Raw genomic sequence first — 25,172 nt, forward strand, 5'->3', positions numbered from 1 at the left:
TGCGGGGTCGGGGTCGGTGCCCCGGTCGGGGTCTGTGCCCCGGTCGSCGACCGGGGCGGGCAGAGCGGTCATGCGGGGAGCTCCTTCGGTTCGTGACCGGCCCAGCGTCCGCCCCGGCGGGCTCGTTTCCGCCGCTCCTGGCGCGTTCTTGGCGCCGCCCGCTCCGCTTCTGACAGCCCCTTGACACGGACCGTGGTGCCGCACGGCGTCAGGACCGCGTGAAGACTCCGCCGGGGACCGCCCGGAGCCCGCCGCCCCGTCCTACAGTCGCCCCATGAGCCCATCCGGCGGGCGGACACCCGCGGATCACCAGGTACGACGGCTCTCGGTGGCACTCGCCGTCGGCGCCGTCCTCGTCAGCGGTTCCGGTGTGGCGGCCGACAGCATGTGGCTGCTCGGCACCGGAGCCTGGCTCCTCATCGCGGCCATCCTGCTGGAACTCGTCTACCGCCCCTGACCCCGCGCCCCGGACCGGGCCCGGGTGCCCCGCCGCGTCACGCTCCCGGGGCGGGCCCCGTGGACGAGCGGATGATCAGCTCGGGGTCGAAGAGCAGCTCGCCCACGGGGACGTCCCGGCTGCCGACCAGGGCCAGCACGCTTCGGCCGACCTCGGCGGCGAGGCGCTCGGCGGGCTGGCGGACCGTGGTCAGCGGAGGGTCGGTGAACTCGGTGATCGACGAGCCGTCGTATCCGACGACGGAGACGTCCCCCGGCACCGAGCGTCCCCGCCGTCTGATGCCGCGGATGGCTCCCAGCGCCATGTAGTCGCTCGCCGCCACGATGCCGGTGACCCCGAGGTCGAGGAAGGACTGGGCCGCCGCCTGGCCGCCCTCGATCGTGTAGGACTGCCGGATCACCAGCCGGTCCGCGTCCTCGATGCCCCGCCCGGCCATGGCGTCCAGGAAGCCCCGCACCCGCCGGTCGGCCGGATGGTTGCCGACCGGGCCCGACACCATGCCGATGGTGCGGTGGCCCAGGCGGTGGAGATGGTCGACGGCGAGCTCAGCGGCGAGGGCGTCGTCGGTGGAGTACACCGGGACCGGCACGCCGTCGGCGAACACCCCGTTGACGCCCACGTACGGGATGCGGCGGCCGCGGAGCATCTCGTAGGGCTCCAGCTCCGCGCCCTCCACCGTGTTCGACGACGACAGGAACACGACGGCGGCGATGCCCTTGTCGACGATCGAGGCGATGTACTCCGGCTCCTGGACCCCGCCGGGGAAGGCCGGGCAGAGGACGGTCTTCAGTCCGTGGGGGGCGAGCGTGGCCTCGATCCGCTCGGCCACGTCCGCGAAGAAGGGGTTGGTCACGTGCTCGGTCACGACGGCGACGAGCTGTCCGCTCACCGGGCGCTCGTACCCGAGCTCGGCCATGGCGCTCTCGACGGCGTCACGCGTCTTCTTCGCCACGCCCTGGCGCCGGTTGATGACCCGGCTGACCGTTGCCTCACTGACACCGGCGAGCGCCGCGACCTCAACGATGCCGACCTTCATGCGCTCCCTTTCACCCACCGGTCCACTCTCCGCCCCTGATGGTGGCGGAGCCCATCCGCGGCACCGTCAGGCTGTTGAGGCCGGCGGGGACGACCATTTGATTCCGTTCGATCATACGGCCGTCCGGACCACGGACCTCGACATCCACTTCGGCCCCGTCCGCGAACTCCAGGACGAGCCGGTCGACTTCCGAACCGTTCACCAGGAACGTCGTCCGGCCGGACGGGCGGCCCATCGGAACGACCCTCTCGCCGTGCACGGTGACGACCCGGGTTTCGTCGTCCTCGGCGCGGACCAGGGTGTAGAGGTCGTCCGGACGGCCGGGCTCGACGTCCCCGTCGAGCAGGGTGCCGCGGAGCTGCCTCCACCGGCCGAGCCAGAACCGGATCGCCTCCGTGTGGCTCTCGGGAAGGGTGTCGAGGCGGACCGAGACCTGGGGCACCGAGTGCAGCGTGCCGATGAGCTGACGCGCGGCCGCCTCGACGGGTGCGGTGGTGTCCCACAGGAGGGGGTCCGAGTGCACGGCGCCTCCCACGGCGAGGAGCGCCGTGTCGATGGTGCGGACCCGGTTGGCCGCCGAGTCGGCGGGGCAGTCGAACGAGCGCAGCATGTTGCCGAAGGCGGCCATGCCGGGGCCCACATAGGGCTGGCGCAGTTCGAGCAGCAGGTCGGTGCGGACCGCCTCCAGGGCGGCGCGGAGCTCGGTGAGCAGCAGGGTCAGGGCCCTGCCGATGTCGCCCCGTCCGTCGCCCGCGTAGACCCTGGCCTCGTCGAGGAAGTCGACCTTGAGCCCGTCGAGGCCGTGCTCCCGGACCAGGCGGACGCAGGTGTCGACCACGTGGGCCCGGACCTCGGGGCGGCGGGGGTCGAGGACGTACGCGCCCGGCACCCCTGCCTCGACGGTCGCGCAGGGCGCCCACCGGGGGTGGCAGTCGGCGCGCGGGCCGAGCAGGAGGGGCGCCACCCAGGCGAGGTACTTCAGTCCGGTGCCGCGCACGCGGGCGACGTGGCCGGTGAAGTCGGGGAACTTCCCGGGGTCCGGTACCCAGTCCCCCACCCCCGCGTAGCCGCGGCCACTGCCCAGGCGCTGCCATCCGTCGTCCAGGATGAGGGTGCCGAACCCGAGCTCGGCCGCGCGCTCCGCCTGCGTCTCGACGGTCTCCGCGTCGACCTGCTGGTTGAAGGCGTACCACGTGCAGTAGAGGGGAAGCCGGGCGGCCTCGGGGACGGGCATGGTCGGCAGCTCCGCCGCGTACCAGGTACGGAGGACCTTGAGGGCCGACGCGACGGAGGGGCTGCGCCGGACGAGGAGGAGGCGGTGGGGCCGTGCCGAGGCGGGCAGGGCCAGGTGCACGACGTAGGTGTCGTTCTCCTCGGAGACCCCGTAGCGGATGGAGACCTCGGGAACGGGGTCGGCGGCCGCGAAGGTCAGCATGGTGGCGCCGGTGTGGTCGTAGAGGCAGCCGGCCGCCAGTCCGTCGACCAGGCTGACGTCGGTGCGGCCCGCCCAGTCGGCGACGACGGTGCGGGACCAGCCGGCCTTGGGGTGCCAGTATCCGGCGGCGTCTCCCAGCGGAAGGGAGAGGCGGACCTCCACGGGGACGTCCGTGGCCTCGATGTGCAGCATCCTGAGTCCGTCGGGCAGCTCCGCGACGTTCCACTCGGGCTCCGCCCCGGGGGCGAGGACGGCGATCTCGACCGTGTCGAGCAGCGCGGTGTACGTGGCCGGGGCGAGTTCTGCGGTGGTGACGGCCTCGTGGGACAGGGTGGTCACGTTCACTCCTTGACGGCTCCGGCGAGCAGGCCGGAGACGAAGTGGCGTTGGAGGGCGAGGAAGACGATGGCCATGGGGATCGCGGCGATGGCCGTGCCGGTGAGGATGGCGCCGTAATCGGTCTTGTCGACGCCCTGGAGCGAGGCGAGCGCGACGGGGATGGTGAACGAGGCGTTGTCGCGCAGCACGATGAGCGGCCAGATGAAGTCGTTCCACTGGTACAGGAAGAGGAAGATGCCCAGTGCGGCGAGGGCCGGCTTCATGGGTGGCAGGACGACCCCGAAGAAGAGCCGGAACTCCCCGCAGCCGTCCATGCGGCCCGAGTCGAGGAGTTCGTCGGGCAGCGCGCCCATCGACTGGCGCATCAGGAAGATGCCGAAGGGCAGGGCCAGGTTGGGCATGATGACGGCCTGGTAGGTGTTCAGCCATTCCAGCTCGGCCATCATCTTGAACAGCGGGATCAGTGTGACCTGGGTGGGGATCACCAGGCCGAGCATGAGGACGCCGAAGAGCGCGTTGCCGCCCTTGAAGCGGTACTTGGCGAAGGCGTATCCCGCGAAGGTGCACACGGCCCCCGCGGCGAGTGTGTAGAGGACGGCGATGAGCAGCGAGTTGAGCACGACCTCGTCGAAGGAGGCCGTGTCCCGGAGCGACCGGAGGTTCTGTCCCAGGTGGCTGCCGGGGAGCAGGGCCGGGGGCGAGCCGAAGATGTCGTCGGTGCTGTGGGTGCCGGCGACGACGAGCCAGTAGAAGGGGACGAGGACGGCCGCGAGCACGATGGCGAGGCCGGAGGTGAGCAGGATGCTCCTGCCCGCGGTCCGGGAGCGCGGGGAGCGGGACGCGGTGCCCGCCGCCTTCGCGGTTCCGCGTGCGGAGGTGGTCATTTCTTGTCTCCCAGGACACGGAACTGGATCAGTCCGAGGATGCCGATGAGCACGGCGAGGACGTAGGCGATGGCGGAGGCGTACCCGAAGTCGAAGTAGGTGAAGGCGTTCTGGTACAGGTACAGGCCGATGGTGAGCGTGGCGTTGTCCGGGCCGCCGCGGGTGAGGACGTACGGCTCGTCGAAGATCTGCAGGGTGCCGATGGTCGAGAGCACCGTGGTGAGCAGGATCGCCGGCCTGAGGCCGGGCAGGGTGACGTGCCGGAAGGCGCCCGGGGCCCCGGCGCCGTCCACGGCGGCGGCGTCGTACAGCTCCTTGGGGATCGTCTGCAGCCGGGCGAGGAGGATCACCGCGTTGTAGCCGGTGTAGTGCCAGGTGAGGGCGAGTCCGAGGGAGATCTTGGCCCAGAGGGGGTCGGTGAGCCAGGGGATCCCCTCGGCACCGATCAGCGACAGGACCCAGTTGACCAGCCCGTACTCCTCGTTCAGGAGGACCGAGAAGACGACGCCGTAGGCGACGAGGCCGGTGACCATCGGCAGGAAGAAGCCGAGGCGGAACAAGGAGCGGGCCTTGAGCACGGCCGAGTCGAAGGCCACGGCGAGGCCGGTGGCGAGGGCGAGCATGAGGGGGACCTGGATCACCAGGATGATCCCCGTGTTCTTCAGCGCGGTCCAGAAGAGCGGGTCGTCGAGGAGCCTGCGGTAGTTGTCGCCGCCGACGAACAGGTCGACGCCGTCGACGGTCCGGTAGAGGCTGAGGACGAAGGACCAGGCGATCGGGTACAGCTTGAACGCCGCGAAGAGCAGGACGGCGGGCAGGACGAAGACGTACGGGGCCGTGCGGCGCCCCGTCAGGCGCGGCTTGCGGGCGGCGGCCGGGGACGGCGTGCCGGTCGCCGCCCGCGTGCGGTCGGGTGCGGTGGTCATGACGGTCACCCGGCGACCTTGCGCCCGGTCTGCTCGGCGAGCTGGTCGGCCGCTGCCCGCAGGACGGCCGCGGGGTCGGCCTTCTTGAGGAGCACCTTGGTCTGCGCGTCGGTGACCGCCTTGAGTGCGCGCGCGTAGTCGCCGGTGTAGTTGAAGGCCGGGGAGGGAGCCTTGAGGGCTTCGAGGAAGATCTCCCCCTTCTTCTTGCCGCCGAAGAACGGTGACGGCGCGTGGAAGACCGGGTCGTCGTAGGCCTTGAGCAGCGCCGGGGCGATGCCCTTGCCCCTGTAGACGGCGGCCTGGGACTCGGGGCGGGTGAGGGCGAACTCCACGAACTTCCACGCGGCGGCCTGCTGCTTGCTGGAGCCGGCGACGGCGAGGTGGGTCGAGTTGACGGTGGCGGCCCGGGTGCCGCCCCGGCGGATGGCGGGGGGCAGCCGGACACCCCACTTCCCGGCCTCCCCGGGCACGGTCTCCTCGATGATGCCGCCGAACCAGGTCGGCCAGGGCACCACGGCGTTGGTGCCCTTCTTGATCGAGCCGATCAGGGAGTTCCAGCCTCCGGAGATGTCACTGACGAGGCCGGCGTCGTTCATCCTCTTGATGAGCGTCATCGCCTTCACGGCCTCGGGCGATCCGATCATGATCTCGCCGTCGAGGTTGAAGTACATGGTGCCCTGCAGCTGGAGCAGCAGCTGGAAGAAGTTGGCGGAGTCGGCCTGCGAGGCGGGCTTGTCGATGCCGAGCAGGTGGGTGCCCGTCCTGGCCTTGATCTTCTTGCCGGCCTCGATGGCGTCGTCCCAGGTTTCGATGGCGTCGACGTCGACGTCCGCCTTCTCGAAGATGTCGGCGCGGTAGTAGAAGCCGCCGGAGTTCGCCTCCCAGGGAAGGGCGTTGACCCGCTTGCCGTCGGGGCAGACGGTCTCCCACAGTCCCTTGGCGAAGGCGTCGCGGTACTCGGTCGCGCCGAGGGGACCGAGGTCGGCGAGCCGGCCGGGGAACTTGGCGACGTACCCGGGCAGGTAGTCGACGCCGATGTGCATGACGTCGGCGAGGCCCACGCCTCCCGCCGCCATGGCCGTGGTGATCTTGTCCCAGATGGCGGGGTTCCCGATGTCCTGGACGTCCACCTCGATGCCCGGGTGCTTCTTGTTGAACGCCGGTATGAGCTTGCGCAGTTCCTCGGCCGGACCGGCCCAGCTCCACACCGTGATGTCCCCCTTGCCGGGGTCGCCCGCGGATCCGCTCCCTCCTCCGGTCGTGCTTCCCGTGCCGGAACAGGCGGTGAGACCGCCGAGGCCGGCTCCGGCGGCGAGAACGCCGCCCACCTTCAGGACTCCACGGCGACTCATGTCCATGGCACAACCACCTCTGTTCACAGCTGGGACGTCACACCGGCGATCGCCGGGCCGACGGCATCGGACGGTAGCAATCGATCAAATTGACTTGCAAGACTCCATTGAAAATTTTCTGCCATGCCAAACAATGCTTTTGCGCATGTGTATTGAAAGTCGGAGAGAGCTGCTGTTAGCGTCCGGCCACCATCCCCGTCTCCACGCAGACCGGAGCTTCCATGAGGCCCTCTCGATCCATGCGGCTGTCCCTCCTCGCGGCCCTCGCCACACTCGCGCCGCTCATCGTGAGCGGCGAGGCGTCGGCCGCCACGCAGCCCGTGCTGAACGTGATCAACCCCGGTTTCGAACAGGGCCGCACCGGCTGGGACTTCACCTCCGGCACCGGCACCGCCACCAACGCCCCGCACGGCGGCACGGGGCTCGCCTACCTGGACGAGGGCAGCGGGAAGAAGGTCTCCCAGACCATCACCGCCCGGGCCGACGGCCGTTACGACTTCTCCGCCTGGATCGCCGCCGCAGGCACCGGTGGCAGGTTCGTCGCCCGCGTCAACGGCACCACCGCGGGCAGTGTCGACCTCCCCGACCGCCCCACCTACGCCCGCCACACGATCAGCCGCGTGGCGCTCAGGAGCGGGGACACCCTTGAGATCGCCTTCGAGTCCGGCACCGGCTGGGTCAACGTGGACGACCTCATGGTCTCGCCTGCGGCACCGGTCGACCCGGTGGTGTCCTCCTCCGACCCGAAGATCGTCGCCATGTTCGACTGGGCGAAGCGCAAGGCGAACAGCTGGGTGCGGCTGCCCGGCACCACCGGCCCCCTGAACGTCGACGAGAACAACCCCTCCGGAACCGGAACCGGGGTCTACTCCCCGTCGTACTGGGCCGGTTACGCCCACCGCAGCGCCTACTACTCACGTGACATGGCCCACCAGGTGGCCGGGGCGTCGGTGCTCGGCCTGAACGACGAGAACCGGGCGATGCTCCGCGCGTTCGCGAACTCCGCCACCGCCCGGCACAAGTACTACCCCGTGTGGGCTCTCAACTTCGACAACAAGACCTATCTGTCCATCGACTACCACAACCCGAACAGCTTCGTCCGCGAGGTCCCCGCGACGTTCGAGCTGGTGGAGAAGGCCAACGAGGCCTACCGGTGGAGCGGGGACAGCGCCTACATCGACGACCCCTCCCTGTGGAACTACTACAAGCACGCCACCGAGGAGTTCATCGAGCTCCACGACGGCATGAAGCCCAACGGGGTCGCCGAGGGCAGTGGCGGCGGCATCTTCTCCGGAGTGGCCACCTACAACGAGATCGGCACCGAGCACCCGATCGAGTCCGGCGACTCCATCGGCTCCCAGTACCAGGCGTTCCGCGCCATGTCCGCGCTGGCCGCCGACAAGGGCGACAAAGCCCTGTCCGTCAAGTTCAAGAAGAAGGCCGACGACCTGAAGTCGTACTTCAACTCCTCCTGGAGCGGCACCGGTTCGGGCGGCTCCATGACCCGCGCCTACGGCAAGGACGGTGAGGAGTACAGCGGCTGGGGCAAGGAGAACAGCTGGTTCATGCCGATGAAGCAGATCATGGAGCCGGGCACGCGCACGGACACGTACCTGGACTTCATCGACCAGCAGTCGAGCGGCAGCGGCAAGCCGGGCAACATCGAGGCGATCTCCTACCTGCCGGACACCTTCTTCGCCTACGAGCGCAACGACACCGCCTGGAAGTGGATGAAGTACGTCTACGACCAGCGCGACCTCCAGCACCCGGTCTCCAGGCAGGGCCCCAACGGCGACTACCCCGAGATCTCCTACACCCTGGTGAGCCAGACCGTCGGGGGCCTCATGGGGGTTCGTCCAAACGCCCCGGCGCACGCCCTGAGCACCACCTCGCGCCTGCCCGCGGACATGGACTGGCTGCGCATCGAGGACATCAGGATCGGCGGCAACACGTTCACACTGCGGCACGACGGGGCGACGAAGTCGACGCTGACCAACAGCACCGGCCCGGCCTCCTACACCTGGGAGGCCCGCTTCCCCGGCAGCCACGCCCGGATCGAGATCGACGGCAAGCCCCGGAGGGCCACGACCAGGACCGTGAACGGCAAGACGTTCAGCTGCGCCACGGTCACGGTCACCCCGGGCCGGACGGTCACGGCCGAGGTGCGGTAACCACCCGCGGAGAACGACGGCACGCGCGCGGCCGGGGGCCGACGCACCGGGAAAGGTGCGTCGGCCCCCGGCCGCGCTGTGACCTCAAACTCTTCATGGCATCCGCTACATCCCTTGACCTGCGGGTTCGCCAACCAAGACCGTGTCCTACATGGTGATTGCTCGTCGGGCTGTTCATGGGGCGGGATACGTGGAGTCGGACTGTTCCGGACGGGTTGTGGGAGATCGCGAAGCCGTTGATCCCGCCGTCGAGGGTGCGGCCGCAGGGCGGCGGGACGCAGGACACCCCTGACGAGACCCTGTTCGCGGGGATCGTCCATGTGCTCGTCAGTGGCTGTGCGTGGCGGGCGCCGCTGTCGTGTTTCGGGGCCTTGGAGTCCACCGCTCGCCGGCGTTTCGTCATCCGGTCCAGGGCCGGTGTCAGGGGCCGGCTGCACGAGGCCGTCATCGGCAGGAGACGAGTGCGGCCTGCCCGACGTGACTCGTGGTCCTCGACTCCGCCCACGTACGGGCCGAAAAAAGGGGCGGACTCACAGGTCCGAGCCCCGTGGACCGTACGGGCCGCTCTCCGGCCTGGAGAGGAACACCCGGCGGCGTGACAGCTCGATTTCCGCGACGACGACGGCGATCTCCTCTCCGACCTCGAAGTCTTCTGCCGGACTTGCCGCAGGGCGGCCGTCGATCTCCCTGAAGGGGACCAGCCCGAAGATCTCATCCCCGAGGTCGACGAGAACCCCGATGGGAAGTACCTCCTCAACCGTCCCGCAGAATTCCTGGCCCACCGCTGTGCGGTCGGCGAAAGCCTGGAGGGGGTCGGGCTCCAGTGCTTTCAAAGACAGTCTGGCCTCGGCGTTGTAGGTGTCGAACCCGATGAACTCGCACGAGACACGCTGCCCCGTCCGAACAACATCGGTGGGAGCATCGAAGCGCCGCCAGGACAGTTCAGTGACATTGAGGAACCCGACACCGGGCAGAGTGGGATGGCCGGGCCCGTCGTCCAGGGCCACGAAGACCCCGAACCGTTCGATCGCCGCAACGGTGCCGGACAGGATGTCGCCGCGGTGCAGGGACTCAAGGAACGCCCAGAGTTCCGGGCTCTCGGACTGCCAATCCATACCCGTAACCCTGGCACACGACGTCGTGTGCCGACCATGTCCTCAAGCTGAAGCGACCGTCAGCAATCCCGCCATGCCTCAGCCGTCAGCACCTTGACGGCCCGGACAAGTCCTGGCGCCGGCTCAACCACCGCTACGAACACCATCCCCGCAACCACCTGGCCTTCCTCCGCCTCGCCGCCGCCCTCCGCCGCTACAAACGACTCGTCGAACCCACCACGTGGGGCACGGTCTCAGCCGTCACCAATTCCTTGGTCGGTCAGGTCGGGTGCGAGGCGAGCTCCCAGTCGAATTCCCACAGGCGTAGTGGCGTGTTCGCGCCGGCGGTGAGGGCGTACCGCCCGTCCGGCGTGAACGCGCAAGCCCAGATCCCGATCTGCTGCGTGTCGAGGGTGTGCGCGAACTGTCCGGTCCTCGGGTCCCATATCTGGACCATGCTCGTGGGTCTGCTGGACACCGCGACCGCCACGAAGCGGCCGTCGCAGATGTACTGGACCGTCTGCGCGTGACCCGGCAGGTGCTGTTGGCTCCGTACGCAGATGCCGGAGCCGAGGTCCCAGAGCCGGATGGTCCGGTCGTTGCCACAGGACACGGCGAAAGCTCCGTCCGGGCTCAGCGCAACCGAGCAGATCTCCGTGGGACTGTCCAGAACGTTCGTGCACTCGCCTGTGTCCAGGTCCCAGACCCGCACGGTGCGGTCCCAACTGCCGGACACCGCCCGGTGCCCGTCGGGATGCACCCACAGGTCAGTGGTGATGAAGCCGTTGCGGCCGTGGCCGCAGAGCGTTCGTGCGAGGCGGCCGTCCTTCAGGTCCCACAGGTGCAGTGCGTTGTTCCGGTCCGCGGTGAGCGCCCAGCGCCCGTTCGTAGTGAAACATGCCGGCTCGGCACCGCGGCCGGCACGTTCGTCGGTGATGCTCGTGAGCTTGTCACCGGTGTCGATCGACCACACAGAGAGTCGGCCGTCCTGCGTGGCGGACAGCACGCGCTGTTGATCGGGGCTGAGCCGGACCGCGGTGAACGGGGAAGGGCGGTTGATGTGTGCCCGGGTGCCGAGTCCCGTGCCGACCCCCCATTCCCGCAGGCATCGACCGGTGCGCGTGTCCCACACCCGCAGGCTTCCACCGGCGGATACGACGCGAGCACCGTCCGACGACAGATCGACCGCACACGGCGCCACGGACAGGCCGGGCAGCTCGCCGACCTGCCAACTGGCCCGCACCCCCACCTGCGGCAGAACACCGGCTAGCGACCGCCAGGCCGACAGCACGTGCGGGGCTCGTTCGAAGCCGGGAGTCCGCCGTGCCCTGGCGAGCAGTTCGCGCGCCTCGCCGTAGCGACGCCCGTCCCTGGCACGCTCGGCTGCGTCGACCAGCGTTCCCACGCCCGCCTGCAGTCTGGCCAGCTCTCCGTGCCGGTGTGGGGGGCTCAACCGGGGTGGCGCGGTGTAGCGGCCGGGCAGGGGCCACCATCGCACTCCGCCCTCGTCGGCAGCGACCGCGCGACGGGCGCCCGGCGCCAGCAGCACCTGCTGCTGCCGGCTCGCGGTGGACGGGAAAGTACGCAGGCAGCGGCCGCTGTCCAGCTCCCACAGCCGTGCCGTGCCGTCGGTCCCGCCGGACAGCAGCGCCTGGCCGTCGCCGCTCCACGACAGCGACACCACGCGTCGTGTGTGGCCGGTCAGTGTGTGCGTCTGCGCACCAGTGGCGAGATCCCAGACACCGATGTCCTCCCAGGAACGCTTGGTGGTCCCGCGGGAGCGGGCCATCGCCACGGTCCGGCTGTCCGCGCTGATGGATGCGGGTACGGCCGCCGCATCGACCCCATGCGACTCCCACCTGAGGGCCCCGGTGGTGTCCCACAGCTGCAGGCTGCCGTCATCGATTGTGATCAGCACTGACCGTCCGTCCGGGGACAGGGCGGCCAGGCTGCCTCGCCGACCGAGCCGCAGGCTCAACTCCCCGGTGAGCGCGTCCCAGATCGTCACACTGCCGCCGCCCGTCTGTGCGGCAGCGACGCGTCCGTCGGCGCTGAGCCGGACGGCGCTGACCGGGGCACGGCCGTCCGCACCGAGCCAACGGGACGTGGAGGACCCCGACTCTTCGTTGAAGTCCACCCGCCACAAGCGACGACGTCTCACCAGGTCCCACAGGTGCAGCTGGCGGTCGAGGCCACACATGACGAACCGCCCGTCAGCGCTGACGTCGATCTCCTTGTAGTAGTGCGGCTCGTCCCGGCGGAACAGGCACTGTCCGCTGTGCAGGTCCCACAGGCCCACGTACTTCCGGGAGGAGACCAGCGCCCGCCGGCCGTCTGTTGTCAAGCGGACCTTCGTTCGCGGTGCCTGGGGCACCTTGAGACCGTCGGCATCGGACACCCACCTCTCCTCGGCGGGCCACCAGCCCATCGGGCGGGACGTCACGCGGCTGCGATCGGGCGCCCCGCCCTCCCTGACCGTTCGTAGGGCGCCGGCAACCTTCGGCTGCTCCGGGGCCATTTCCTCGACAGTGCCGAGGAGCGCGTCGGCCGTGGCGATGTCACCGCGCTCCAGGTTGACTTCGGCCAGCAGGTATCGGGCCGTCCAGGAGTCCCTGGAGGCGGTGCGGGCAGCTTCCAGCCTGCTGATCAGTGCATCGTCGGTGAGGGCGCCGGACCGCCACCGGCGCAAGCCGTCGTTGTAGGTGGCTTCCAGGTGCCGCGGGTCGATGTCGACGGCTGCCTCGAACGCTTTCGCTGCCTGGGCCGGCCGACCGAGGTCCAGGAGTGACAGCCCTCGGTTGTTCAGCTCGTCGGCACGCAGGTCCGCCGCGACCGGCTGGTGGCGTGGATACGCCTCGCCCACCGTCCGGCGATAGACCTCGACCAGCTCGCCGGCGACCTCGGGCATCGACCGCGGACGGGCTGCCCGGTCGTGACGCAGGCACCGGTCCAACAGTGCCACGACCTCCGCCGGGATCTCGATCCGGTCGGTGTCCCGCCGCCGCCCGGCGCGGTGATCTGCGAGGACTTCCGCGGCGACGGGCCCAACCATCCAGGTCCTGCCGCCGATGAACATCTCCAGCACGGACACCGCGAAGCTGTAGATATCGCTCCCCCGCCCCACCCGCTCCCCCTCGGCCTGCTCGGGTGACGCGTAGGCGAGCGTCATGCCACCCCAGGAGACGACGGCGCTGACCCCCTCGGGCACGCCGCCATCCACGGAAGCTCCTGCCCTGGCCCGGGCAAGGCCGAAATCGGTCACCTTCGCCGTGAACGCCGCGTCCGCGCCCACATCGAGCAGCACATTGGCGGGCTTGACATCCTGGTGCACCAGCCCGCCCGCATCGTGACAGTGGGCGTGTTCCAGACCCCAGGCCATTTGGATGGCGACGTCCAGTATCCGGGCACGTACCTCCGACAGCTCGCCCGCGTACAACCGTCCGTCCGCGATCCAATCCGCCAGACTGCCGCCCGCGACGTACTCGGCGAACACCCGTGGAGCCCCGTCGAGCAAGCGCACGCTGTAACAGCCACACACATTCGGGTGCAGCCCCAACCCCACCCACGCCTCAGCCTCGTTGACGAACAAGTCCCGGTGGCCCACGCTCTGGAACCGGCCCGGCCGCGGACTCTTGACCGCCAGATCGACGCCCCATTCCCGGTCCCGGACCCGGTGCACCACGCCCATGCCGCCACGCCCGAGCTCTGCCAGAACCTCGTACCGGTCGTCAATCACGTCCCCGACCCGCCACGACGACGGCTCTTCGCTCCTCATGCCCGTCATCCCCAACCCTCCTCGTGCAGTGCACGCAACCAGAGTGACTTCGCCCGCCTGTTGCACGGACCCGCCGATCCCCCTCCGCGGTTCCCCGCAGGCCCCATGGGTCCGTAGACCACGTCAGGAGAGTCCAGCCGGGGGAAGCCGTGGCCCTGCTGCGAGGGGACAGCCGGCGCTGAGAGACGGTACGGCAGGACATGGCAGCCACGGACCTGCGGAACACGGCTACATCGTTTGCCGACCTTGCTTCACAGGCTGAGGGCACGTGTCCGTGACGTCGATGCTTGCCCGAGTCACCGGGCCGGCTGTCCCTCCCGGTGCGGCGGACGGTGCGGATGCGGGTGCCATCGATCAGGACAGACTCGCCGCCCCGATTCACGACCTTCCGCAGAGCACGGTCGGGGCGGGGTGCGTCCACGGAGTGGCTCAATCCGCGTCGGTCGCCTGCCCTCGGGCGTCATCGAAGTGCGTACGGACGCGGTCCAGAAGCGTGCAGAGCTGCTCGATTCCGTCCCGGCTGAGGGCATCGGCGAAGTACCGCTTCACGGCCGCGAGGTACGGGCCCGACGCGTTCCGGAGCGCGTCACGGCCGGCGGGGGTCAGCACGATCAGGGTTCCGTGTCCGCCGTCACAGGCTTCGCGCCGGATCGGGCCCAGCTTCTCCATCCTGCGCCCGAGATGGTGCGACAGCCGACTGCGCTCCCGGTCGACGGCCTCGGCCGACTCCGAGGAGCGCATGGCGCAGTCTTCGGCTTCGCCGAGTACCGGCAGTACGGCGTGGTCCCCCGGCGACACACCCACGTCCTGCAGCCCGGCACCGAGCACCTTGCGAAGGTCCGCGGTCAGGTCGATCGGCGTCCGCCACGTCTTCATCGCGCGGCGCCGGGCGTCGGGGGTCGGCGCCGTTCCGATCAGCCCTCATCTGCGTTCTTCCTGCGGGCTGACGTGTCAGGAATATCGTCGTGGACCCCGCCGGTGCGGCACAAGCCACGGTCTGCGGCCGGCCGCGCGGTGTCAAACGTCGGAGTCGCGCGACCCCGCCGTCGCCCGGAGGGCGGCTACGCTCCGTCTGGTGCGTGTGATCGCAAGGCTCCGGAATGGTCCCGCAGTGGAACTGCCAGGGCGTTTCGGCGACGCCGCCAGTGCGCCGGACGCCGCGCGACAGACGGCAATTCGACGCCAGGAATAGTTCCGCCATGTCCGCAGGCCATGAAGGCCAGCCCAGATCCTGACAGAAATACCTGTGCGTCCGGGCTCGGCCTCCCGGGGGCGGGCACTCCGGTACGGGCGGCACGCCGAGCATCCTGCGGAGCTCTCCCTTCCATGGACCGCCGCGCCTACCCTGGCAGGCATGACGACGGGGGATGAGCTGCTCCTGCTCGCGATAGTCCCGGGCAGGCAGCGCATACGCATACGAAGCGACGATCGGCTTCGGTACGCCCTGCGGACCTCGGAGTTGGCGGATCTGTGCCTGGCCGGACGGATCGCCGTCGGGCGCCGACGGATCGAGGTGTTGGACACCCGGCCTGTCGAAGACCGTCGCCTGAGCAATGTCCTGCAAGGTCTCGGCGCAGCTGCTCCCCCGCCGGGCCTCAAGGACTGGCTGCGCCGGACACCGCGCTCCCTGACCGTCGAGTACCTCTCCCGGCTGGAGGACCAGAAGGCGGTCCGTGTCCGTCGGCTGCGCGATTCCAGCGGCCGTACCCGCAACGACATTCTTTCCGTGGACATGCCGCGCCGCCAGGCGCTACTGACCCGCCTCGACAGCGTGGTCCGCTCCGGCTCCGTACGGTCCACCGCTGACCGCAACCTCACCCTCGCCGTACTTGCCCAGGCCGCGGGCCTCGCCCCTGCCGCCTACCCTGGACTGCGCGGCATCACCGCCCGCCGCCGTATGGCCGCCCTCGCCGCAACGCACCGTCTCACCCCCGCAGCCGCCGGAGCGGTCCCGGTCGCCGACGTGGAACTCGCTGCGGCACTGACCACCGGCGCCGACGTCCTGACCCGCCGACTCCTCGGCGAGCTCAGTGACCTCTACTCCGACTTCACCACCGGCGGCCACGGTCTTGGCCACGGCTTGGGCTCCGGCGGTTGGTCTGAGGGCGGCGCAGGCGGCACCGGCCACCACGGCGACGGGAACGCCGGCTGGTGACTCCGGCAGCCGGGAGTCGCACGGCTCTTGACCTTGCCCGGGCCCGGTGGAGCTCGGTACGCGAGCCGTGCGGGCATCCCCCGCCATCTGTCACATGACATGGTGTCAGAGGCACCTCCACCATCTGTCGCTCAGCGCCGAGCCCACATCAGGAGCGGTGCGAGAGCGACTGCTGCCTGGTAGGACTCGGCGGTCTTGTCGTAGCGCGTGGCAATGCCGCGCCGTTGTTTCAAGTGGTTGAAGCAGCGTTCGACGACATTGCACTGTTTGCAGAGCTGCTTGTCGAAGGCCGGCGGGCGCCCTCCGCGGCATCCTCGGCGGTGAAGCGACCCCTCAGGTCACGACATTTCCGTTTTATGCCGCGTGGTCCAGCCGTTGATGGCAGAGGACCCTCGCCTGGTACGGCGTGATGTAGCCGATGGTCGAGTGGAACCGCTCCCGGTTGCAATGTTCCGTGATCCAGACGAAACCTCCAGCGTCCAGGTGCCGGAATTTCGGGGGTCACTCCAGACGGCACCGCCACCCCGCCCATCTCCGGGATGGAGAGATCCACCGGAAAGAGATCATGGTGACCATCGGCCTCTGCAGGTGACGACTGAAATCGGCAGTCGCACGCGCTCAGCGCCGTACCCGCGGCATTCCCAGGCCGATCCACGAGATGATCTCCCGCTGGATCTCGTTGTTGCCGCCGCCGAAGGTGAAGATGACCGCGGAGCGGTATCCGCGTTCGAGTTCGCCGTGCAGTACGGTGCCCGCCGATCCCTCCTTGAGGGGGGCCGCCGAGCCGACGATCTCCATGAGCCAGGCGTAGGCGTCGCGGCGGGCCTCGGAGCCGTAGACCTTGACGGCGGAGGCGTCCTGCGGGGTGAGGGTTCCTTCCTGGACCGCGGAGACCATGCGCCAGTTGAGCAGTTTCATGGCGTCGAGCCTGGCGTGGGTGCGGGCCAGGAGGGTGCGGACCCAGCCGAGGTCGGCGACGCGGCGGCCGTCGGCGAGGCGGGTGTCCACCGCCCAGCGCTGGACGTCGTGGAGGGCACGGATGGCCATGGTGCCGTGGGCGGCGAGGGTGACGCGTTCGTGGTTGAGCTGGTTGGTGATGAGCCGCCAGCCCCGGTTCTCCTCGCCGACGCGGTGCGTGACGGGAACGCGGACGTTCTCGTAGTGGCTGGCGGTGGTGTCGTGCGAGGCGAGGGTGTTGATCAGGGTGCAGGAGTAGCCGGGGTCGGTGGTCGGGACGAGCAGCATGGTGATGCCCTTGTGCGGCGGCGCGTCCGGGTCGGTGCGGACGGCGAGCCAGACCCAGTCGGCGGTGTCGCCGTTGGTCGTCCAGATCTTCTGGCCGTTGACGACGTAGTCGTCGCCGTCGCGCACGGCCCGGGTCCGGAGGGCGGCGAGGTCGGTGCCCGCCTCCGGTTCGCTGTAGCCGATGGCGAAGTCGATCTCGCCGCTGAGGATCCTCGGCAGGAAGTACGCCTTCTGCTCGTCGGTGCCGTACCGCATGATCGTCGGCCCCACTGTGTTGAGGGCCATCAGCGGCAGCGGCACACCCGCCTGGGCCGCCTCGTCGAAGAAGATGAACTGCTCCATCGCGGACAGGCCCCGTCCGCCGTACTCCGCCGGCCAGCCGACGCCGAGCCAGCCGTCGGTGCCGAGGCGGCGGATCGTCTCCCGGTAGAAGCGCTTCTGCTCCTCGGGGGCGGCGTGGCGCGCGTGGGCGTCGCCGGGTATCAGGTCGGCGAAGTAGGTACGCAGTTCGGCGCGCAACTGCTGCTGCTCAGGCGTGTATTCGAGGTGCACGGCCCCTCCAGGAGTCTCGCGTTCGCGTCGCCCGTGTGCGGCGGCGCACACAGTAGAACGTGTTGCAGGAATCCGGAAGGGCCAATGCCCTTCGTACGGGCCGGTGTCCGGTCCCCGGTGGCCGGGAACCGCGGCAGGCCGGTGCCCCTCGTGCGGGTCAGCGCTTGACGGCGCGCAGGACGACGAACTTCGGGTTGCCCGCGACCGTGGCGCAGTTGCCGAAGATGCGGCGGAGTTGGGTGTGGTAGCCGAGGTGCCGGTTGCCGACGACCCAGAGTTCGCCGCCGGGCCGCAGCGCGGTACGGGCCCCGTGGAACATGGTGCGGGCCGTCGCGTCGGTGGTGGCCTGGTGGGAGTGGAACGGCGGGTTGTTGAGCACCAGGTCCACGCCGGCGGGCGGCATGTCCGCCAGTCCGTCGCCGACCCTGAACTCGGCCTCGGCGTCCGGGCCGGTGTTGGCCCGGAAGGTCTCCTCGGCGGAGGCGACCGCCTGGTACGACTCGTCGATGAAGGTGACCGACGCCTCGGGGTTGGCGAGCGCCGCGGCGAGACCGACGACGCCGTTCCCGCAGCCGAGGTCGACGACCCGGTCGGGGCCGCTGCGCGCGGGGAGATGGCCGAGGAAGAAGCGGGTGCCGATGTCGAGGCGGTCGGCGCAGAAGATGCCCGCGTGGTTGACGACGGTCCGGCCGGAGACCGGGCCGATGCCTTCGGGCAGTTCGTAGCGGCGGGGCCAGGGGCTGGGGGTCCGGGCCAGGCCGGGGTCCGGGGTGCAGAGGATGAGCCGGGCCTTCCGCACCGCGAGGGAGGTGCGGGTCGGGCCGATGATCCGCTCGAAGAGTTCGAGCGTGGAGGTGTGGATCTCGCGGACCATGCCGGTGCCGATGACGACGGTGCCCGCGTGGACGGCCGGCGCGATCCGGTGCAGCTGGTCCTCCAGGAGCGCGAGGCTCTTCGGCACCCGTACCAGCAGGACGTCGACGCGGTCCGGCGGCGCGTCCCTGGCCGACAGCAGGCGTACGGCGTCCGCGTCCGCGCCGTTGCGGGCCAGGTTCGCCAGGGTGGCGCGCCGCGCCAGGTAGGAGTCGGTGATCTGTACGGGCCGGTGCTCGGCCAGCACGGTGCTCAGGGCGCCCCAGCGGTCGCCCACCACGACCACGGTGCCGGACAGGTCGACGGGCTCCGCCCCGTCCTCCCCCTCCAGCCGCCGCAGCAGGTACTCGTCGGCGGCATCCCAGGCGCGGAACGGGTCGCGCGGGTTCTCGGGGAAGCGGGCCAGTTCGTACCCGGCCCCTGACGTCGTCAAACGGTTCATTGTGCACCCAGGCTAGCCGAGCCGCGGGAAGTGCCCACAACACTCCCCGCGGCCCGGCCGCCGGGCGGACGCTCCCGCTACGGCAGCGCCTTGTCGATCGCCGACCGACCCTCCCGGGCGAGCCTGCGCTCCGCCCACTGGAGGTTCTCCGGAGTGAGGTCCCGCCCGGAGGCGAGCACCAGATCCTCCGCCGACGGATGGTCGCTGCCACCCGTGTGCAAGAGGCTGTCGGGGGTCACTCCCCGCGTTGCGGATACGGATTCGGGCTCGTCGCTCATGCCGCCTCCTCGTCCCTTTCGGACATTCTCGCTCCGCGCCCGACGCGCCGCATCCGAGACCCATGCACCTTTTTCCGACACGGAGGCCGGATCATCACTTGACCTGCACATGATAGGTACGGAGCGTTCACACCATGGTCACGGTGCGTGTGGCACGCTCCCGCTTACCACATAGCACACGATCGCCGCGGCGCCACCCCCACCTAGTGGCGGTGTCGCGGCGCACGTATTTCCGGAGAGGACACCCCACATGTCCCGTCGTCACCCTCGCCACCGGCGCACGCTGCTGGCCACCCTCGCCGCCTTCGCGGTGCTCGGCGGCACCGCGGCCGCCGCACCGGCCGCCACGACCCAGGACGCGCCGACCGCCACGACCCCGCTCCGGGTACTCGACGACACGTACTACCAGGACGCGCTCGGCAAGAGCGGGTCCCAGCTGAAGAGCGCGCTGCACGAGATCATCAGCGACCAGACCAAGATCTCCTACAGCCAGGTCTGGACCGCCCTCAAGGACACCGACCAGGACCCCTCCAACAGCTCGAACGTGATCGAGCTCTACACCGGCCGCTCCATTTCCAAGAACTCCAACGGCGGCTCGGTCGGGAACTGGAACCGTGAGCACGTCTGGGCCAAGTCCCACGGCGACTTCGGCACCGCCACCGGCCCCGGCACCGACATCCACCACCTGCGCCCGGAGGACGTCACCGTCAACTCGATCCGCGGCAACAAGGACTTCGACAACGGCGGCAGCTCGGTCAGCGGCGCCCCGGGCAACTACACCGACAGCGACTCCTTCGAGCCGCGCGACGCGGTCAAGGGCGACGTGGCCCGCATGATCCTCTACATGGCCGTGCGCTACGAGGGCACCGACGGCTTCCCCGACCTGGAGCCCAACGACCGGGTGTCCAACGGTTCCGCCCCGAACATCGGCCGGCTGTCGGTGCTGAAGGCGTGGAGCCAGGAGGACCCGCCGGACAGCTTCGAGAAGCGTCGCAACGACGTCATATTCGACCAGTACCAGCACAACCGGAACCCGTTCATCGACCACCCCGAGTGGGTCGAGTCCATCTGGTAGCCGGTGGCGCGCCGGGACGCCTCGCGGCGTCCCGGCGACCGCCCGGCGCGGTGTGCGGCAGGCGTGCGGGCCCCCTCGGGCGCTGGGACACTGGAGAGGGTCCCGGCCGGACCCCGTGCCGAACCCCGGGGCGGGTGCCGGGGAGAGGGGTGACCGCACCATGTCGCATGGATCCGGCGCCGGACGGCACCGGCAGTACGAGCACATCAAGGAGAGCGCGCAGGAGCGCGGGGTCGGCGAGGAGCGGGCCGAGGGGATCGCGGCCCGTACCGCGGGCGGGGACCACTTCCGCACGGGCCCGGTGAGGACCGTGCGCCGCGCGTCCGCCGCGGCCCCGTCGTCCGTACCGCACGACAGCGCCGAAGCCCCCACCCGCGACCAGCTCTACGAAGAGGCACGGCGGAAGAACGTCCACGGGCGGTCGACCATGACCAAGGCCGAGCTGGCCCGGGCGGTCGGCCGCTGAGCGCCTTTCGCACGGGACCGGGACGGACTCAGCCGCCCCAGGTCCAGTCGGCCACCTCGGGCAGGTCCGTGCCGTGTTCCCGGATCCAGGCGTGGTGGCGGGTGCGGACGTCCGCCATCGCCTGGCGCACGGCCGCGGCGCGGACCCCGAGGCCGGGCACCCGGTCGATGACGTCCATGACCAGCCGGTAGCGGTCCAGGTCGTTGCGGACCACCATGTCGAAGGGCGTCGTGGTGGTGCCCTCCTCCTTGTAGCCCCGCACGTGCAGGCCGGCGTGGCCCGCGCGGCGGTAGGCGAGCCGGTGGATCAGCCACGGGTAGCCGTGGTAGGCGAAGATCACCGGGGCGTTCCGGGTGAACAGGGCGTCGTACTCGGCGTCCGGCATGCCGTGCGGGTGCTCCTCGCGGGGCATCAGCCGCGCCATGTCGACGACGTTGACCACCCGTACGGCCAGTTCCGGCAGATGCCCGCGCAGCAGGTCCGCCGCGGCCAGGGTCTCCAGCGTGGGCACGTCCCCGGCGCAGGCGAGCACCACGTCGGGTTCGCGGCTGCCGTCCTCCGTCCCGGCCCACTCCCACACCCCGGCGCCGCGGGCGCAGTGCGCGCGGGCCTGGTCCATCGTGAGCCAGTCGAAGGACGGTTGCTTGCCGGCCACGATCACGTTGACGTGGTCGCGGCTGCGCAGCGCGTGGTCGGTGACCGAGAGCAGTGTGTTGGTGTCCGGGGGCAGGTAGACCCGCACGACTTCGGGGCTCTTGTTGAGGACGTGGTCGACGAAGCCCGGGTCCTGGTGGGAGAAGCCGTTGTGGTCCTGCCGCCAGACGTGGGAGGTGAGCAGGTAGTTGAGCGAGGCGACGGGGCGGCGCCAGGCCAGCCTGCGGGCGGTCCTGAGCCATTTGATGTGCTGGTTGACCATCGAGTCGACGATGTGGGCGAACGCCTCGTAGCAGGAGAAGAGGCCGTGCCGGCCGGTGAGGAGGTAGCCCTCCAGCCAGCCCTGGCACAGGTGCTCGGAGAGCACCTCCATGACACGGCCGTCGTGGGAGAGGTTCTCGTCGGTGGGCAGGATGCGTTCCTGCCAGTTCTTGGCGGTGGCCCCGTAGAGGGCGCCGAGCCGGTTCGACGCGGTTTCGTCGGGGCCGACGACCCGGAAGTCGCGGCGTTCGGCGGTGGCGGCCATGACGGCCTCCAGCAGACCGCCGAGCACCCGGGTCGGCTCGTGGAACGCGATGCCCGGGGCCCGGACCTCGACGGCGTGGTCGTCCAGCGGCGGGAGGGGCAGTTCTCGCAGCAGCAGGCCGCCGTTGGCGTACGGGGTCGAGCCGAGCCGGGCGTCGCCCTCGGGCACGCAGTCGAGCACCTGGGGGCGGGGCCGTCCGGACGCGTCGAAGAGTTCCTCGGGCCGGTAGGAGCGCAGCCACTCCTCCAGCTGCCGCAGGTGGTCCGGGTCGTCCCGGACCCCGGACAGCGGGACCTGATGGGCGCGCCAGGTGCCTTCGACGGGCACTCCGTCGACCTCGGCCGGGCCGGTCCAGCCCTTGGGGGTGCGCAGCACGATCATCGGCCAGTGCGGACGCCGGGTGTCGCCGCCGTCGCGGGCGGCTGCCTGTATCTCCCGGACGCGGTCGACGGCCAGGTCCGTCGCGGCGGCCATCGCCCGGTGGACGTTGAACGGTTCGTCGCCGCCGACGTACAGGGGATCGTGCCCGTAGCCGCGCAGCAGCGCGTCGAGTTCGGTCTCCGGGAGGCGGGCGAGCAGGGTCGGGTTGGCGATCTTGTAGCCGTTGAGGTGGAGGATCGGGAGGACCGCCCCGTCGTGCACCGGGTCGAGGAACTTGTTGGAGTGCCAGGACGCGGCGAGCGGCCCGGTCTCGGCCTCGCCGTCGCCGACGACGCAGGCGACGAGCAGGTCCGGGTGGTCGAGGGCGGCGCCGTAGGCGTGGGTGAGGGCGTAGCCGAGTTCGCCGCCCTCGTGGATGGAGCCGGGGGTCTCCGGCGCCACGTGGCTGGGCACGCCGCCGGGGAAGGAGAACTGCCGGAACAGCCGTCGCATGCCTTCGGTGTCGCGTCCGACGTCGGGGTACGTCTGCGCGTAGCTGCCCTCCAGCCAGGAGTTGGCCAGGACGGCGGGTCCGCCGTGGCCGGGGCCCCAGACGCAGAGGCAGCGCAGGCCGCGGGACTTGATGGCACGGTTGAGGTGGGTGTGGACCAGGTTCAGTCCGGGTGAGGTGCCCCAGTGGCCGAGCAGCCGCGGCTTGATGTCCTCCCGGGCGAGCGGCCGGGTGAGGAGGGGGTTGTCCATCAGGTAGATCTGGCCGACGGTCAGGTAGTTGGCGGCCCGCCAGTGCGCGTCGAGTGCCGCGATCTCCTCGTCGGACGGGCCGGGTATGTGGGCCGGACCGGCGTCGTCGCTCATGCGGTCTCCCGGAACGTGGTGCCGACGGGGTCGGGGCCGTACCAGACCGTGGTGGCGTTGCAGAATTCGCGGATGCCGTGACCGGCGAGTTCCCGCCCGTAGCCGGAGTGCTTGACGCCGCCGAAGGGCAGTGCGGGGTGGGACGCCGTCATGCCGTTGAAGAAGACGCCGCCCGCCTGCAGGTCGCGCACGCAGCGGCGGGCCTCCTCCGGATTCCTGGTCCATACGTTGGAACTGAGGCCGAAGGGGGTGTCGTTGGCGAGTTCCACGGCCTCGTCGAGCCCTTTGACGCGGTAGAGCGTGGCGACGGGACCGAAGGTCTCCTCGTGGTGGATGCGCATGGCGGGGGTGATGCCGGTGAGGACCGTGGGGGCGTAGAACCAGCCGCCCCTCAGTTCCGGGTCCAGGCGTTCGGGGCGGCCGCCGCCGCACAGCACGTCCGCGCCCTGCCGCACCGCGTCGTCCACCAGCTCCTCCAGGTCGGCGCGGCCCTGCCGGCTGGCCAGGGGGCCGATGTCGGTGGACTCGTGGAGCGGGTCGCCGACCGTCAGGTCGCGCATGCCGACGGTGAACCGCTCGGCGAACTCCTCGTACACGTCCGCGTGCACGATGAAGCGCTTGGCGGCGATGCAGGACTGTCCGTTGTTCTGCGCCCTGGCGGTCACCGCGGTACGGGCGGCCCGGACGACGTCCGCGGACGGCATGACGAGGTACGGGTCGCTGCCGCCCAGTTCCAGGACGGTCCGCTTCACCACGTCACCGGCGATCGAGGCGACCGAGCGGCCGGCCGGTTCGCTGCCGGTGAGGGTGGCGGCGGCGACCCGGGGGTCGCGCAGGACCGACTCGACCGCGGCGGACCCCACGAGGAGGGTCTGGAAGCAGCCCTCGGGGAATCCCGCCCGGCGGAACAGGCCCTCCAGGTACATCGCGGTCTGCGGGACGTTGGAGGCGTGCTTGAGCAGGCCGACGTTCCCGGCCATCAGCGCGGGGGCGGCGAACCGCACGACCTGCCACAGCGGGAAGTTCCACGGCATCACGGCGAGGACGGCGCCGAGCGGCCGGTAGTGGACGTAGGCGCGGGAGGCACCGGAGTCCCGCACATCGTCCGGGGAGGGGTGTTCGTCCGCGAGGAGTTCCTCCGCGTGCGCCGCGTACCAGCGCATCGCCCTGGCGCACTTGGCGGCCTCCGCACGGGCCGCGGTGACGGGTTTGCCCATCTCGGTGGTCATGGTGCGCGCGATGTCCTGCCGGTCCTCGTCGAGCAGTTCGGCGGCCTGCTCCATCAGCCGGGCCCGTTCGGCGAATCCGGTGGTCCGGTACTGCCTGAACGCGGTGTCGGCGGCCGCGATCCGGCGTTCGATCTCCGCCTCCCCCAGCGCGTCGAACGTTCTGAGGGTCTCGCCGTTCGCGGGGTTGACCGTCGCGATGGGCATGGCTGGGTCCTCCTTGCCTGGGTCCTTCGACCGTGCCGTGCCCCGCGCCGCGCCGCAACGCGGGCCCGGCGGGCGGGTGCCCGGCGGGCGCGGACGGGGCGTGCGGGGTGCGAACCGTCCGCGCCGTCCACGCCGGAGGGGGCGCTCCGCCGGGTACGGGCCGGCGGGGCGGGTGCGGCGGTCGTCTCAGACGAGGGCGGCGTCGGGCTCCCGGGCGGTCGCGGCGCCGGGAACGTCGGCGGTCGCGGAGCCGGGGACGTCGGCGGTCGCGACGGGCGGGCGGCGGAATTCGCGCACGCCGGGCAGCGGCGACAGCGGCACCAGGTCGATGCCGTTCGGCTCCTTCGCGTACCGGGTGAACCAGACGACCTTGCCCTCGTCGGTGCGGCAGGTGCCCCAGCTGTCGCTCAGGGCCATGATCCGGCTCAGTCCGCCGCCCCCGGTGCTGAGCAGCCGCGGCATGCCGGAACCGTTGTCGGCGACGGAGACCGTCAGGTGCCGCCCGGACCAACGGAGTTCGACGACGCAGTTGTTGTCGTCACCGACGTGCCGGTGGACATTGGTCAGCAGCTCCTCCACGCCGCGGCACACCGGCCGGACATGAAGTTCGAGACTCCAGTGGCGCAGGTGCGCGGCGATTATTCGCCGCAGCTGGGACACGCGCTCTGCCGAAACCTGGAGTTCGACCAGATAGTGCCGGTCGAGTGGAACGGTCATCGTCGAGGCTCCTCACATCGAGGCCCACTGGCTTTCGCCCCGTTGAACCAA

The 25,172-nt window shown here is 70.4% G+C and carries 19 protein-coding genes and 2 pseudogenes; 6 read left to right on the forward strand and 15 right to left on the reverse strand.

The genetic code is table 11. The features are described from left to right. Positions 1-274: 274 nt before the first annotated feature. Positions 275-457 (forward strand): hypothetical protein, encoded by a 183-nt coding sequence (locus EAO76_RS12750; protein WP_148836044.1) that lies wholly within the window; start codon positions 275-277, stop codon positions 455-457. 37 nt (positions 458-494) lie between these two features. On the opposite strand, the gene EAO76_RS12755 is transcribed toward EAO76_RS12750, so the two are convergent. The 5 genes from EAO76_RS12755 to EAO76_RS12775 are packed head-to-tail and all read right to left on the reverse strand — an operon-like array spanning position 495 to position 6,429. Continuing rightward, positions 495-1,511, reverse strand: coding sequence for a LacI family DNA-binding transcriptional regulator (locus tag EAO76_RS12755; RefSeq protein ID WP_262375423.1), 1,017 nt, complete (start codon positions 1,509-1,511; stop codon positions 495-497). Further along, entirely contained in the window at positions 1,504-3,267 is a 1,764-nt protein-coding gene (locus tag EAO76_RS12760; protein WP_262375424.1) for a glycoside hydrolase family 36 protein, read from the reverse strand. Before EAO76_RS12760 ends, EAO76_RS12755 begins: the two co-directional genes overlap by 8 nt. 2 nt (positions 3,268-3,269) lie before the next feature. Further along, positions 3,270-4,151 carry a carbohydrate ABC transporter permease gene (locus EAO76_RS12765; protein WP_148836046.1) on the reverse strand — a complete coding sequence of 294 codons (882 nt, stop codon included), beginning with the start codon at positions 4,149-4,151 and terminating at the stop codon, positions 3,270-3,272. Further along, complete coding sequence (locus EAO76_RS12770; RefSeq protein ID WP_148836047.1) at positions 4,148-5,077, reverse strand: carbohydrate ABC transporter permease; 930 nt, start codon at positions 5,075-5,077, stop codon at positions 4,148-4,150. The genes EAO76_RS12765 and EAO76_RS12770 overlap by 4 nt, the downstream gene beginning before the upstream one ends. A gap of 5 nt (positions 5,078-5,082) precedes the next feature. Beyond that, the gene (locus EAO76_RS12775; protein WP_262375425.1) at positions 5,083-6,429 is read right to left on the reverse strand and encodes a sugar ABC transporter substrate-binding protein; all 1,347 of its coding nucleotides are present in this window, start codon (positions 6,427-6,429) and stop codon (positions 5,083-5,085) included. A 221-nt stretch (positions 6,430-6,650) separates the two neighbouring features. Here EAO76_RS12775 and EAO76_RS12780 point away from each other — a divergent pair, with 221 nt between their 5' ends. Beyond that, positions 6,651-8,600, forward strand: coding sequence for a hypothetical protein (locus EAO76_RS12780; RefSeq protein WP_262375426.1), 1,950 nt, complete (start codon positions 6,651-6,653; stop codon positions 8,598-8,600). A gap of 176 nt (positions 8,601-8,776) precedes the next feature. After that, positions 8,777-9,156, forward strand: a pseudogene (locus EAO76_RS12785) (transposase); the annotation flags it as partial. On the opposite strand, the gene EAO76_RS12790 reads toward EAO76_RS12785, so the two are convergent. The 3 genes from EAO76_RS12790 to EAO76_RS12805 all read right to left on the reverse strand — a co-directional run bounded on the left by EAO76_RS12790 (position 9,131) and on the right by EAO76_RS12805 (position 14,345). Further along, positions 9,131-9,715, reverse strand: a complete 585-nt coding sequence (locus EAO76_RS12790; protein ID WP_148836049.1) for a S1 RNA-binding domain-containing protein — start codon at positions 9,713-9,715, stop codon at positions 9,131-9,133. The pseudogene EAO76_RS12785 and the gene EAO76_RS12790 overlap by 26 nt on opposite strands. Before the next feature lie 259 nt (positions 9,716-9,974). Next, complete coding sequence (locus tag EAO76_RS12800) at positions 9,975-13,535, reverse strand: protein kinase domain-containing protein (protein WP_187438585.1); 3,561 nt, start codon at positions 13,533-13,535, stop codon at positions 9,975-9,977. Positions 13,536-13,898: 363 nt separating this feature from the next. Continuing rightward, positions 13,899-14,345: a MarR family winged helix-turn-helix transcriptional regulator gene (locus EAO76_RS12805; protein WP_148836051.1), complete on the reverse strand. Its 447-nt coding sequence runs from the start codon at positions 14,343-14,345 to the stop codon at positions 13,899-13,901. Between the two features lie 478 nt (positions 14,346-14,823). On the opposite strand from EAO76_RS12805, the gene EAO76_RS12810 reads away from it, so the two are divergent. Further along, on the forward strand, positions 14,824-15,624 hold the full coding sequence (locus tag EAO76_RS12810) for a GPP34 family phosphoprotein (RefSeq protein ID WP_148836052.1): 801 nt from the start codon (positions 14,824-14,826) through the stop codon (positions 15,622-15,624). A gap of 131 nt (positions 15,625-15,755) precedes the next feature. Here the strand turns inward: EAO76_RS12810 and EAO76_RS46130 are convergent. The 4 genes and pseudogenes from EAO76_RS46130 to EAO76_RS12830 form a co-directional block, all read right to left on the reverse strand. Beyond that, a pseudogene (locus tag EAO76_RS46130) lies at positions 15,756-15,944 on the reverse strand (transposase); the annotation flags it as partial. Positions 15,945-16,242: 298 nt separating this feature from the next. Further along, on the reverse strand, positions 16,243-17,421 hold the full coding sequence (locus EAO76_RS12820) for an acyl-CoA dehydrogenase family protein (protein WP_148836053.1): 1,179 nt from the start codon (positions 17,419-17,421) through the stop codon (positions 16,243-16,245). A 157-nt stretch (positions 17,422-17,578) separates the two neighbouring features. Further along, entirely contained in the window at positions 17,579-18,736 is a 1,158-nt protein-coding gene (locus tag EAO76_RS12825; RefSeq protein ID WP_148836054.1) for a methyltransferase, read from the reverse strand. A 77-nt stretch (positions 18,737-18,813) separates the two neighbouring features. After that, positions 18,814-19,014 carry a hypothetical protein gene (locus EAO76_RS12830; protein WP_148836055.1) on the reverse strand — a complete coding sequence of 67 codons (201 nt, stop codon included), beginning with the start codon at positions 19,012-19,014 and terminating at the stop codon, positions 18,814-18,816. Between the two features lie 250 nt (positions 19,015-19,264). Between EAO76_RS12830 and EAO76_RS12835 the strand changes: the two genes are divergently transcribed. Next, positions 19,265-20,089, forward strand: coding sequence for an endonuclease I family protein (locus tag EAO76_RS12835; RefSeq protein WP_148836056.1), 825 nt, complete (start codon positions 19,265-19,267; stop codon positions 20,087-20,089). A gap of 160 nt (positions 20,090-20,249) precedes the next feature. After that, a complete protein-coding gene (locus EAO76_RS12840) occupies positions 20,250-20,555 on the forward strand; it encodes a plasmid stabilization protein (protein WP_148836057.1) in 306 nt (101 codons plus the stop codon). A gap of 28 nt (positions 20,556-20,583) precedes the next feature. On the opposite strand, the gene EAO76_RS12845 is transcribed toward EAO76_RS12840, so the two are convergent. The 3 genes from EAO76_RS12845 to EAO76_RS12855 form a co-directional block, all read right to left on the reverse strand. Beyond that, complete coding sequence (locus EAO76_RS12845; RefSeq protein WP_148836058.1) at positions 20,584-22,971, reverse strand: phosphoketolase; 2,388 nt, start codon at positions 22,969-22,971, stop codon at positions 20,584-20,586. Then, complete coding sequence (locus EAO76_RS12850) at positions 22,968-24,404, reverse strand: NADP-dependent succinic semialdehyde dehydrogenase (protein ID WP_148836059.1); 1,437 nt, start codon at positions 24,402-24,404, stop codon at positions 22,968-22,970. The genes EAO76_RS12845 and EAO76_RS12850 overlap by 4 nt, the downstream gene beginning before the upstream one ends. Before the next feature lie 186 nt (positions 24,405-24,590). Further along, on the reverse strand, positions 24,591-25,121 hold the full coding sequence (locus tag EAO76_RS12855) for an ATP-binding protein (RefSeq protein ID WP_262375427.1): 531 nt from the start codon (positions 25,119-25,121) through the stop codon (positions 24,591-24,593). Positions 25,122-25,172 lie beyond the last annotated feature (51 nt).

The organism is Streptomyces sp. sk2.1 (assembly GCF_008120935.1).
GTDB lineage: Bacteria > Actinomycetota > Actinomycetes > Streptomycetales > Streptomycetaceae > Streptomyces.

Coding starts and splice junctions, on each gene's coding strand:
- EAO76_RS12750 (WP_148836044.1), top strand. CDS start 275: ATGAGCCCATCCGGCGGGCGGACACCCGCGGATCACCAGGTACGACGG.
- EAO76_RS12765 (WP_148836046.1), bottom strand. CDS start 4,151: ATGACCACCTCCGCACGCGGAACCGCGAAGGCGGCGGGCACCGCGTCC.
- EAO76_RS12770 (WP_148836047.1), bottom strand. CDS start 5,077: ATGACCACCGCACCCGACCGCACGCGGGCGGCGACCGGCACGCCGTCC.
- EAO76_RS12775 (WP_262375425.1), bottom strand. CDS start 6,429: ATGAGTCGCCGTGGAGTCCTGAAGGTGGGCGGCGTTCTCGCCGCCGGA.
- EAO76_RS12780 (WP_262375426.1), top strand. CDS start 6,651: ATGAGGCCCTCTCGATCCATGCGGCTGTCCCTCCTCGCGGCCCTCGCC.
- EAO76_RS12790 (WP_148836049.1), bottom strand. CDS start 9,715: ATGGATTGGCAGTCCGAGAGCCCGGAACTCTGGGCGTTCCTTGAGTCC.
- EAO76_RS12805 (WP_148836051.1), bottom strand. CDS start 14,345: ATGAAGACGTGGCGGACGCCGATCGACCTGACCGCGGACCTTCGCAAG.
- EAO76_RS12810 (WP_148836052.1), top strand. CDS start 14,824: ATGACGACGGGGGATGAGCTGCTCCTGCTCGCGATAGTCCCGGGCAGG.
- EAO76_RS12825 (WP_148836054.1), bottom strand. CDS start 18,736: ATGAACCGTTTGACGACGTCAGGGGCCGGGTACGAACTGGCCCGCTTC.
- EAO76_RS12830 (WP_148836055.1), bottom strand. CDS start 19,014: ATGAGCGACGAGCCCGAATCCGTATCCGCAACGCGGGGAGTGACCCCC.
- EAO76_RS12835 (WP_148836056.1), top strand. CDS start 19,265: ATGTCCCGTCGTCACCCTCGCCACCGGCGCACGCTGCTGGCCACCCTC.
- EAO76_RS12840 (WP_148836057.1), top strand. CDS start 20,250: ATGTCGCATGGATCCGGCGCCGGACGGCACCGGCAGTACGAGCACATC.
- EAO76_RS12845 (WP_148836058.1), bottom strand. CDS start 22,971: ATGAGCGACGACGCCGGTCCGGCCCACATACCCGGCCCGTCCGACGAG.
- EAO76_RS12850 (WP_148836059.1), bottom strand. CDS start 24,404: ATGCCCATCGCGACGGTCAACCCCGCGAACGGCGAGACCCTCAGAACG.
- EAO76_RS12855 (WP_262375427.1), bottom strand. CDS start 25,121: ATGACCGTTCCACTCGACCGGCACTATCTGGTCGAACTCCAGGTTTCG.